Source organism: Roseibium sp. AWQ4_254 (assembly GCF_056161025.1).
In genome coordinates this window covers 240997-251494 of sequence record NZ_JBSWYH010000002.1, presented here as the reverse complement: position 1 = coordinate 251494, position 10498 = coordinate 240997, and the positions used below count along the sequence as shown (strand labels likewise).

Annotated in this window: 10 protein-coding genes; 5 read left to right on the top strand and 5 right to left on the bottom strand. The window is 58.6% G+C overall.

Going from position 1 to position 10498, the window contains the following annotated elements; translation table 11 throughout:
- The first annotated feature begins 168 nt into the window (after positions 1–168).
- Entirely contained in the window at positions 169–444 is a 276-nt protein-coding gene (locus tag ACXAIC_RS02905; protein ID WP_475173414.1) for a peptidoglycan-binding domain-containing protein, read from the top strand.
- Between the two features lie 107 nt (positions 445–551).
- The gene (locus tag ACXAIC_RS02900; protein WP_475173412.1) at positions 552–1949 is read left to right on the top strand and encodes an MATE family efflux transporter; all 1398 of its coding nucleotides are present in this window, start codon (positions 552–554) and stop codon (positions 1947–1949) included.
- Position 1950: 1 nt separating this feature from the next.
- On the opposite strand, the gene ACXAIC_RS02895 is transcribed toward ACXAIC_RS02900, so the two are convergent.
- Positions 1951–2448 (bottom strand): hypothetical protein, encoded by a 498-nt coding sequence (locus tag ACXAIC_RS02895; protein WP_475173410.1) that lies wholly within the window; start codon positions 2446–2448, stop codon positions 1951–1953.
- A 312-nt stretch (positions 2449–2760) separates the two neighbouring features.
- Complete coding sequence (locus ACXAIC_RS02890) at positions 2761–3183, bottom strand: helix-turn-helix domain-containing protein (protein ID WP_475173407.1); 423 nt, start codon at positions 3181–3183, stop codon at positions 2761–2763.
- A 69-nt stretch (positions 3184–3252) separates the two neighbouring features.
- On the opposite strand from ACXAIC_RS02890, the gene ACXAIC_RS02885 reads away from it, so the two are divergent.
- A complete protein-coding gene (locus tag ACXAIC_RS02885) occupies positions 3253–4494 on the top strand; it encodes an MFS transporter (protein ID WP_475173406.1) in 1242 nt (413 codons plus the stop codon).
- Here ACXAIC_RS02885 and guaD read toward each other — a convergent pair.
- Complete coding sequence (gene guaD / locus ACXAIC_RS02880) at positions 4475–5848, bottom strand: guanine deaminase (protein WP_475173403.1); 1374 nt, start codon at positions 5846–5848, stop codon at positions 4475–4477. The genes ACXAIC_RS02885 and guaD overlap by 20 nt on opposite strands.
- A gap of 276 nt (positions 5849–6124) precedes the next feature.
- Here guaD and speB point away from each other — a divergent pair, with 276 nt between their 5' ends.
- Positions 6125–7090, top strand: coding sequence for an agmatinase (gene speB / locus ACXAIC_RS02875; protein ID WP_475173401.1), 966 nt, complete (start codon positions 6125–6127; stop codon positions 7088–7090).
- 136 nt (positions 7091–7226) lie between these two features.
- Here speB and ACXAIC_RS02870 read toward each other — a convergent pair whose 3' ends face one another.
- Positions 7227–7808 (bottom strand): DUF6653 family protein, encoded by a 582-nt coding sequence (locus tag ACXAIC_RS02870; protein WP_475173398.1) that lies wholly within the window; start codon positions 7806–7808, stop codon positions 7227–7229.
- A 134-nt stretch (positions 7809–7942) separates the two neighbouring features.
- Positions 7943–9748: a PHA/PHB synthase family protein gene (locus tag ACXAIC_RS02865; protein WP_475173396.1), complete on the bottom strand. Its 1806-nt coding sequence runs from the start codon at positions 9746–9748 to the stop codon at positions 7943–7945.
- Positions 9749–10157: 409 nt separating this feature from the next.
- Between ACXAIC_RS02865 and ACXAIC_RS02860 the strand changes: the two genes are divergently transcribed.
- A complete protein-coding gene (locus ACXAIC_RS02860; protein WP_475173394.1) occupies positions 10158–10403 on the top strand; it encodes a hypothetical protein in 246 nt (81 codons plus the stop codon).
- Positions 10404–10498 lie beyond the last annotated feature (95 nt).

The window sequence follows — 10498 nt, the reverse complement described above, 5'->3', positions numbered from 1 at the left end:
ATCAACGAACTCATGCCTTGGTGTTACGCTGCAAAAGCAGCGTAACAGAGCGCGCCGCCGCCATGAAGACCGGCTTCACCGGACGGACACGAATAGACAGAGTTTGTTTGTTTTTCTTAGGAGGAATGTTTTATGCCAGAATTTGTTTTGTTGCGGCGGGGAGATACCATGCCTGCGGTTTCCGTTGCCCAATTGCTGTTGAACCGGACGGGCGCGAGCCTGACGGCCGATTTGATTTTCGGGTCCCGGACGCAGCAGGAAGTGCGCGAGTTTCAAAGGCCCAGAAGCCTGGCGCCCGATGGTGTGATCGGTCAGCGGACCTGGCCCCGGTTTGAAGGCAATGAGCGTCGGCAGATTATTGATCGTATCGATGTGTTTGATCAGAGCCTTTGTGAGATGGAAGTGCGTGATCAACAGCGCTTTGTATCAGGCCTCAAGCGGTGATGCCCGCAGCCTGAGAAGATCTTTGTTTGGAATAGAGGCATCTTGCCATAAAGAAACAATATCCCGCTGCGCGTTGCCGGGGGACTTTTGAAACCGTCAGGGACTGCATGACCCAAGCGAAATTTCTGGAAGGCAGTCTCTTCCGCCATGTGACGGTCATGTCCTTGACCGCCTCGGCCGGATTGATGGCCATATTCGCAGTCGATTTTGTCGACATGATCTTCATTTCCATGCTGGGCAAGGAAGAACTGGCCGCAGCCATCGGCTATGCCGGAGCGATCCTGTTCTTCACCACCTCGTTCAATATCGGCGTGGCCATTGCCGCAGGGACCCTTGTGGCCCGGGCACTTGGCCAGGGGAATTCTGAACGGGCGGGCGAACAGGCCTCCAATGCGCTTGCCGCCGGGGTTCTGTTTTCTTCCCTTTTTGCGGGACTTGTCTGGTTTCTGCTGGACGATCTGGTCACGCTGATCGGCGCGCGCGGTGTGACGCACACTTTGGCGGTCCATTATCTGGCGATCATCGTGCCGACCCTGCCGGTTCTGCTTCTGGGCATGGCGGGGGGAGCCATACTGCGCGCCCATGGGGATGCACGGCGAGCCATGACGTCGTCCATTGTCGGCGGCCTGGTCAATGCCGTGCTCGACCCGATCCTGATTTTCGGGCTGGACCTTGACCTGACGGGCGCAGCCATAGCCAGTGCCGTGTCACGGTTTGCGATTGCAGCCTATGTGCTGCCCCCCATCATCAAGGTCCATGGGGGGCTGAAACTGCCGAAGCCAGTGCTTTTGATGAGGGATCTGCCGCCAATTTGCGCTATCGCGCTTCCGGCGATCCTCACCCAGTTGGCGACCCCGGTCGGCCAGGCCTGGGTAACCCGGTCCATGGCGGAGTATGGGGAGGAGGCCATGGCCGGCATGGCTGTCGTCGCACGAATGACACCGCTGGCCTTTGCAACGATCTTTGCTCTGTCTGGTGCCGTTGGACCGATCATCGGGCAGAATTTCGGGGCGGGGCGCTTTGACCGGGTCCGGGGAACCTTGCGCGATGCGCTGATCTTTACCGCGCTTGTGGTTGGTCTGGCTGCGCTTGTGCTGTTTTTGCTGCGCGAGCCCATTGTGTGGCTGTTCAATGCTCAGGGCATGGCGCTGACCCTGATCTACCTGTTCTGCGGGCCGCTCGCGCTTATGTTTTTCTTCAACGGGGCCCTCTTTGTCACCAATGCCTGTTTCAACAATCTGGGGCGGCCCTTCTATTCCACCTGGATGAACTGGGGCCGCCATACGCTCGGCACCATTCCGTTCGTCTGGCTGGGAAGCGTCTGGTTTGGCGCGCCGGGTGTCCTGATTGGCCAAGCGGCGGGCGGTGTTGTGTTCGGCCTTCTGGCCCTCTTTCTGGCCAGCCGGGTGATTGCCAGCGCGGAAACAGGCGCCGACAGTCCGGCCGCTCCCGGCCTCTTCCAGCGTCAAGCCCGTCAGGTGATCCTGTTTTTTGCAAGACGCTGATTCATTTTCGTTTTTCGAGGGTATCTTCTTTCAACTTCTTCAGGACCTCTATTGCGGCCATGTCCCCCAAAGGGGTCGCAGCATCCGGATCAGAGTTTCCTGTCAGAGCACTCATCCCTATAAAAACGGGATGCCTATATCGGAACCAAGGCGGTTTTTGCGTAACGGTTTGCTCACTCAACACGTTTCTTGAGGCTATATCGATCAAATAACCTGTCACGGTGATTGACGGACGGATCGCAATGGGCAGACAGAGTTCATTCATGTCGAGAAGACTAAACCTGCCTTGATGCAGATCGGTAATGGCCAAGTGCAGCAGATGTCCACCGGAGGGACGGTCGGGATCTTCGGCCTCATATTCCGGTAGTTCCAAAGTTTGAGAAAAGTAGCGCTTCAGGTCACTGGAGCTTGGCGGGTTGAAACGTCCGGCTGGCCTGCCGCAGAACTGGGAGGTGATGTTCCAGTCGAGTTTCATCTGAACATCGCCCAGATAAACCACGGGTGGCCTTCTGAAACCGAAGAGCCGCGTTCGAAAGGACATTAAATTGCTGCCTCCTGCAATCAATGAGCGTCTGACATTTGCCCGAGCAGTTACGCCAATGCTCTTTCCTGGTGGCGCAAACACTAAAGCCTTTTTGGGAAGAGTATGGGTCAGTTTCGGTTTCTGTCATTCTATCAGCATGCGAAATGTGGCTGCTCCCAACAGAGGCGCGCGCGTTGCAGTGGAGCTTGCCATTTGTGGAACGCCTAAGCCTCCATCAAGCAGGTCAATTGTCGAGTTGGTGACCGGAGGCTTGAGGCACAAGTCCTCTCAGCCTAGAAAGCGCGTATTCGTCTGGTCGCGGAATTTGCCAGCCAGCCGCAACAGCTTCCGGAACCTTGGGCACTCCATGTGAGACGGGGCGGTACAGTCCGCCACGTGGCGGATCATGTCCCTGAGGCTGGACAAGCGCTGGATCTGGGTGTCAAGCGCATCCGCCTTGTCCTGCAGGGTCTGGCGGGAGATCGCAGGCCGGCCATCCGGGCCGAACATGCCCTTGATGTCCTCCAGGGAAAACCCAGCCGTTTTGCCCAGAGTGATCACGGCCAGCTGGTCCAAAACATCCGGAGAGAACAGGCGCTTTAACCCCCTGCGGCCGATCGAGGTGATCAGCCCTTTTTCCTCATAGTGGCGGATCGCGGAGGCGGCCAGTCCGGTCTGATGGGAGACTTCTGAAATATCGAGTAATTTCATCTATTGACCTCAAGTCGACTTGAACTTGTAAGGTGGCGTCCGGATCTCAATTTTGCAAGGACATTTCCCGTGCCAGACCCAAATCAGATGCAGACCCGCCCGCTTTGGAGGGATACTGCAGCGATTGCGCTTTTGTTCACCGCGACCTTGAAAATCATGGCCAATGCCACGATCAGCCCGGCCTTGCCGGGGCTTGAGGCCAGTTTTGCAGATGTACCGGGCGCCGCTTATCTGGTGCGCTTTCTGGTGTCTGCCCCGTCCTTGACCGTCGTTCTTGTGGCCCCTTTTGCCGGTCTGTTTGCCGACCGCTATGGCAAGGGCCGCTTGATGGCTGCCGGCGTGGTTCTGTTTGTTATTTCAGGCAGTGCCGGGGCTTATCTGCCGGATCTTCACGCCCTGATTGCCAGTCGGCTCTTGCTCGGTGTTGCGGTGGCCATGACCATGACAGCCCAGGTGGCGCTGGTTGGGGACCTTTTTGGAGGCGCGCGGCGAAGTGCTTTCCTGGGCTGGCAGACCGTGGCCATCAATTTTAGCGGCTTTGGGTTCATTGCCCTGTCAGGTGCTCTGGCTGATCAGTCAGCCCGGCTGCCGTTTCTGGTCTATGCGCTGCCCGTTGTGCTGCTGCCGCTGCTGACCGGGCTTTGCCGTGTGCAGCCGGATCAACACAAAATGGAGGCGCAAACGGCCTCAATGGCGGATGCCGTGCCACCTGGCGCAAGCGCCTGGTGGCCTGCAGCGCTCGGCACCGGCGCTCTGATGTTTGTCACGGTGCTGCTGTTTTTCCAAATGCCAAGCCAGTTGCCATTCTTCCTGGCCGCACACGGCTTTGAAAAAGCCTCTGCCACAGCCCATGGGCTGGGCGTCCTGATGATCAGCGGTGGGGTCACCGCGCTGATGTTCAACCGTCTCAGAATCCGTTTCGGTCTGGCGGCTACGCTCTCCATCGGATTTGCAGCCATGGGCGCCGGATTTGCAGGTCTGACCCTTGGGGCAAGCTGGGCGCATGTTCTGACAGGCGCTGGTCTGGTTGGCGCAGGCTATGCCCTGGTGCAGCCCGCCTGCCTGTTCCTGGCTCTGGAGATCGCACCGGACGAGAAAAGGGGAAGGGTGTCAGGGGTGGTGACGACGGCCCTGTTCGCAGGTCAGGTCGTCTCGCCGCTGGTGCTGACCTATCCCATTGCCGAGGCCGGGTTCGAAGCTGTGTTCCTGTCAACAGCCATAGCCTTTTGGGGACTTGCCGCGTCTGGACTTGTCTTTGGCGTGATGCGCCGGGTACGGGCCGCTCGGGCGGTCACGTCTTCTCTGGTCTAAGGCCCGAAAGCACTTTTAAGGGGTTTCCGGGCATTGGGCCTGCGTCTTGGACAGTCTTGACCGCGCGGCCGGCGACATAGGTTTGCGCAACTGCGCGGTCATCTCCGAGGGTCTGGAGCAGGAACAGCTCTTCGGAAAGGGTTTCAACCGTTTCCATGCGCAGCGCCATCGGCTGGGTGGCGGCGGCGTTCAGCACCACCAGATCGGCATCGGTGCCCGGTTCAAGCGTGCCGACGCGGTCCGCGAGTGAAAGCGCCTCCGCATTGCCCCGTGTGGCCCAGTAGAAGCTGGTCAGCGGATGCAGGCGCTGCCGCTGTAATTGCAGGATCTTGTAGCCTTCATCCAGGGTGCGCAGCATGGAATAGCTGGTGCCGCCGCCCACATCCGTTGCAATTGCGGTGCGGATGCCCGCGCCCTCCAGCCGGGCCTTGTCAAACAGACCGCTGCCAAGAAAAAGATTGGAGGTGGGGCAGAAAACGGCGACTGATCCAGTGGCCCGGGTCATCTCCAGTTCCGCGTCGCTCATATGGATGCAGTGGCCGAGCAGCGTCTTCGGGCCAAGCAGGCCGAACCGGTCATAGACACCCAAGTAATGGTCTGCGTCGGGGTAGAGCTCCCGGGTGAACGCGATCTCGTCATGGTTTTCGTTGATATGGGTCTGGAGATGACAGTCCGGATGCTCCTTCAACAGTGCCCCGGCGGCTTCCAGCTGCTCTGGTGTAGAGGTGATTGCAAAACGCGGGGTGATGACATAATGCGCACGGCCCCGCCCATGCCACTTCTTCAAAAGCGCCTTGCTGTCTTCGTAGCTGCTTTGGGCCGTATCGCACAGATCCGCCGGAGCGTTGCGGTCCATCATAGTCTTGCCGCCCAGCATCAGCATGTTCCGGCGCTCTGCCTCTTCGAAATAGGCCTCAACGGAGGCCGGATGGCTGGAGCAATAGGCGGCTGCCGTTGTGGTGCCATGGGCCGTCAGCGCGTCATAGAAGCCCGCCGCTATCCTTGCCGCATGAGAGGGGTCGGAGAAGGTCAGTTCGGCCGGAAAAGTGTAGTCGTTCAGCCAGTCCAGCAACTGGTCCGCCCAGGAGGCGATCACCTGGGCCTGCGGGAAATGGATATGGGTGTCGATCAGGCCAGGCAGGATCAGATGCGGGCGATGATCGACGACCTGAGTTCCTGCCGGCGCCGTAGCCTCAATCTCCGCAAAAGGACCTGCAAGCTCGATCTTGCTCCCAACAATCAAAAGCCCGCCGTCTTCCTCATAGTAATAGGCCTCGGTATCTTCCGGTCCGGCCGGGGCCGCATGGAAGGAAAGCAGTCTGCCGCGCAGGAGTGTTCTGGTCTGGTCTGCCACAGCCTCAGATCCTTGGGTCGTTTGGAGGAATGTCAGGGAAAGCTCTGCCGTCCACTCTTAATCCCCACGGCAGGTTCGGACAATGGTCAGTCTTTCGCATGTTGAAAAAACGGGCAGGGGCGGGGCGCGCGGCAACACCCATCCGTCAACAGCCATGCGCCGGGTTTGTCGTAGCGGCACGCCTGGGCCTCTGCTAAGACCATCTCAATGGATGTAAGCCGGATTTGAGGGACTGCCCGTAGTCTGCCCGCGCCCGGCCAGAACAGGACCCGCCAGATGTCAGCAGATCTTCCGCGCCCGACCGACAATGCATTTTTGGGAGCGTCCCTCAAGGGAGGCTCTCACGAGGCAACCTATGCCGGGGCCTTGTCCTTCATGCGCCGCCGCTACAGCCGGGACTTGAGGGATGTGGATCTGGCCGTCTGGGGCATCCCGTTCGATGCGTCGGTCTCCAACCGGCCGGGCGCCAGGTTTGGTCCCCAAGGGGTGCGCCGTGCCTCTGCCATTTTCGACGGCGATCCGCAATATCCGTTTCAGATGGACCCGTTTGAAGTCCTTGCCTGTGTCGATTATGGCGACTGTGTCTTTGACTATGCCAAGGTGACCGACACGCCAGGTCACATCCAGGCACAGGCAGCGGATATCCTGGCGACGGACACACATCTGTTTTCGATCGGCGGGGATCACTTTGTAACCTATCCGCTCTTGAAGGCTCATGTTGCCAAACACGGTCCGCTGGCTCTGGTACAGTTCGATGCCCATCAGGACACCTGGTCTGACGAAGGCGACCGCATTGACCATGGAACCTTCACTGGGCGGGCGGTGCGAGAGGGGCTGATTGACCCGGACCGGTCCATCCAGATCGGCATCCGCACCCACGCCCCGGAAACCTGCGGCCTGGAGATTATTTTCGGTCATGAGATGGATGACCTCGGCATCAAGGGGGGGATCGGCCGCATTCAGGACCGGGTCGGACCGGGGCCAGCCTATATGACCTTTGATATTGATTGCCTCGATCCGGCCTTTGCACCGGGCACGGGAACGCCAGTCTCAGGAGGACTGTCTTCCCGCGAGGCGCTGTCCATACTGCGGGGGCTGGGCGGTTTGAATTTTGTCGGAGGGGATGTGGTGGAAGTTGCACCAGCCTATGACCATGCGGACATCACCTCCATTGCCGGGGCCAGTGTCGCACTCACCTATATCGGCCTGCTCGCTGAACGCAAAGCGGGGGAACGGGCGTAAAACTTTAAAAGGGGCTCTCACGGCAGTAGGCTTGGATGTGTGCCGCGTTCATACAGGAGTAAACCGCTTTGTCTTTGGCGCTGGCATGTCTGATTTTCTGGCGGAAATAGACAAACTCAAGCGAACGCGCTTTGCTTTAGAGTTTCAAATTGTCGTTGCCGGGCAGGGAGGACCAGAACCTGTATAGCGGGGTGACGCCTTTCATCCGCTCATAAAGCTGGATCAGGTTCTGAAAGCATACGACCTGGGCACAGTAAGCCACCAGAAGGCCGGACACCGTCAAAAGGTGAGAGGCGGTACCACCACCGATCAGGGCCACAATCGTTCCGAACCAGAACACGAGATACAGCGCCGTTATCCTGGAGCTGGTGCGGGCTGGAACGGGAATCTGCTGCCGGTTGAGCCAGACGCGTTCACCAAAACTGACCGCCCGGGCCCAGCTGTCTGCCTCCCTCGCAAAAACCGGCAGACGCTGCAGGACGAGGGTCGCGGCTGCGACCAGAAAGGCCACCGCTACGGCAACGGCAAGCCCGAGCCAGACATGAAGCCAGAGCGCTGCAGTCGCCAGAACCGGGGCGGCAAGCTTGGCATAGGCCGACAAGGCCCCTGCAGGCATGCCTGCGACCGGGTTCACATTGGGCAGGACAGGAATCGCCCGGTAGGCACTCTTGCGGGTGTGATGGGCGGGTTGGAGCCGACGGTTTTGTCTGGGTTGCATGGTTGTTGCTGCACTGTCAGATGTTGCCCGATAGTACTCCTAGTTCCCCTTGCTTGGCAATCACGAGCCCGTCATTGCCGAATTTTTCTACCCTAACGGAAACTTGGGGTGACTGTTGTCGGAAAGCCACATATTCACACCCTCTGCATCACATAGGAACCGGGGGCATCTTCCAGGATCTTGACCCTGTTCGCGCCCGGTTTGCGGGCTTTGGCTTTTGTATTGTCGTGGGTGCGGATCCACTCATCCCAGTAAGGCCACCAGGAGCCAGGATGCTCCTGTGCGTTCTTCAGCCAGTTCTCCAACGTGCCTTTGGCCTCGCGTCCGGTCCAGAACTGGTACTTGTTCTTGAGGGGCGGATTGACGACGCCGGCAATGTGGCCGGACCCGGCGAGCACATAGTCTACGGGCCCGCCAAAACAGCCGGAACCAAGGAAAACAGACTTGGGGGGAGCGATATGATCCTCCCGGGTTGCCAGGTTGAAGATGGGGATTGTGACCTGTGACAGATCCAGCGCCTCGCCGCCGATTTCCATCTCGCCTTTGGACAGTTTGTTGTCGAGATAACAGTTGCGCAGATAGAAGGAGTGGTTAGCCGCCGGCATGCGGGTGGAGTCGGAATTCCAGAACAGCAGGTCAAACGGGAAGGGTTCCTTGCCCTTAAGGTAGTTGTTGACCACATAGGACCAGATCAGATCGTTGGACCGCAGCATGTTGAAGGCAGAGGACATTTTCGAACCGTCCAGATAACCGTGTTCGGCCATGCGCTTTTCCAGCACAGAAATCTGTTCTTCATCCACAAAAACTTTCAGATCTCCGGCAAAGGTGAAGTCTACCTGAGTGGTGAAGAATGTGGCGGTCTTGATTCGCGCGTCGCCAATCCGGGCCATATAGGCCAGAGTGACGGCCAGCAGGGTGCCGCCGACGCAATAGCCAATGGCATTGACCTCCTGTTGCCGCGTGGCGCGCTTGATCACATCAAGCGTTTTGAGGATTCCCTCTTTCATATAGTGCTCGAAGCTCTTGGTGGCTTGCCGCTCATCGGGGTTCACCCAGGAGATGACAAACACCGTATGGCCCTGGTCAACGGCCCATTTGATGAACGATTTGTCCGCGTTCAGATCGAGAATGTAGAATTTGTTGATCCAGGGCGGCACGATCAGCAGCGGGCGTTTCAGTACCTCTGCCGTGGTCGGCGTATATTGAATGACCTGACACACATCGTTCTGGGCGATCACCTTGCCCGGTGTGTTGCCCAGATTGACGCCCAGCTTGAATTTGGACGGATCGGTCTGGCGGATCTTCAAATCGCCCTTGCCGGTTTTCAGGTCCTCGACAAGATGCTGCATGCCCTTGACCAGGTTCTCACCATTGCTCTCCAGCGTCAGGCGGAGCAGTTCGGGATTGGTCAGAAGGAAATTGGACGGGGAGACCGCATTGGCAATCTGGGTGACATAGAACTCGGCCTTGTGCCGCGTATGCTCGTCGAGGCCGTCGGCCTCCTGCACCATGTCTTCGGCCCATTTGCTGGTGATCAGATAAAGCTGACGGATAAAGTCGAAGAACTGGTTGTCCTCCCAGTCCGGATCGGCAAAACGCTTGTCCTTGGGCGGCGTGGTCACGGCCGGTTCGGAGGGTTCGCCCATCATGCGTTTGAGCGACGAATTCCAAAGCTCGATATAGCCGTTCCACAGCCGTGATTGGGCTTCGATCGCCCGTTGCGGATCCGAAATCCAGTATTCCCCCACCTGGGCCAGCGTTTTGACGACACCTGTCAGCTCATCTGTCGACTCGTGGGTGATTTTGCCCTGTTCCCGCGGCTCTATATAGGCGGCCATGGCCTTGCCGGCCTGTTCCAGGGTCTTTGCTAAATTTTGGGCAAAAGCCTCCGGATTGTTGATGATGTAGTGCAGCATGGGATGGGGGTTGTCGTCAGACATGGGCAAAGGGTCCTCCGGTCTCTCGCGCCCGCCGGCTCCGGTTGGTCCGGAGCACTGATTTTATGCCGCGCTATCCAGTTATAAACATGCGGCTATTTCAGGCTTTCTTTTCGTTATGGCACAAGGGGCCTGCAGCGTCGAATGGTACGGCTCAACGAAATTTCTGCGCTTGCCTGGCGCCTGTCCGCTGGACATCACAAGGGCCTCCCGTGTGCCTCACTTGCTGTAAAAAACGTCTGTGACGGTCACGTGATAGGGGGACTTTAGGGAGATCGTTCCCGCCGTGTCATGATTTTTGTCAAATTCCGCCTTAAGCAAAGGCCCTGGCGGCAGAGCCGTTCCGGATCTGCTAACATGCAGCCAGGGAGATTCGAGGATCCTCCCGCGATTGAAGAGGATGACATCACCCATGTCTGTGGTCTCCGTGACAAGAGGAGGTTCAGCCTTTCTGCTGGCCATGGTGCTTGCAAGTTGCAGCGTAGGCCCGGGAACTCCGCTTCTTGATGCCATGCGGTCAGACGGGCGTAATTCTGGCGGCAATGTTCCGGCCCCAACAGGCTACGGGCAGGCTGGCACGGGGGAAGCGTCCGGATTGATCAATCCGAAAGACCGCAAGGCCACCGCAGACTATCTGGAGTCTCTCGCCTCCGAGTGACACCGGCGTTGCGGTGGGCGCCCGCCGGGCTGCTGTGGGCCACAAGCCTACGCTTTTTCCAGACACCGACCCTAATCGGTTTAACACCTTACATC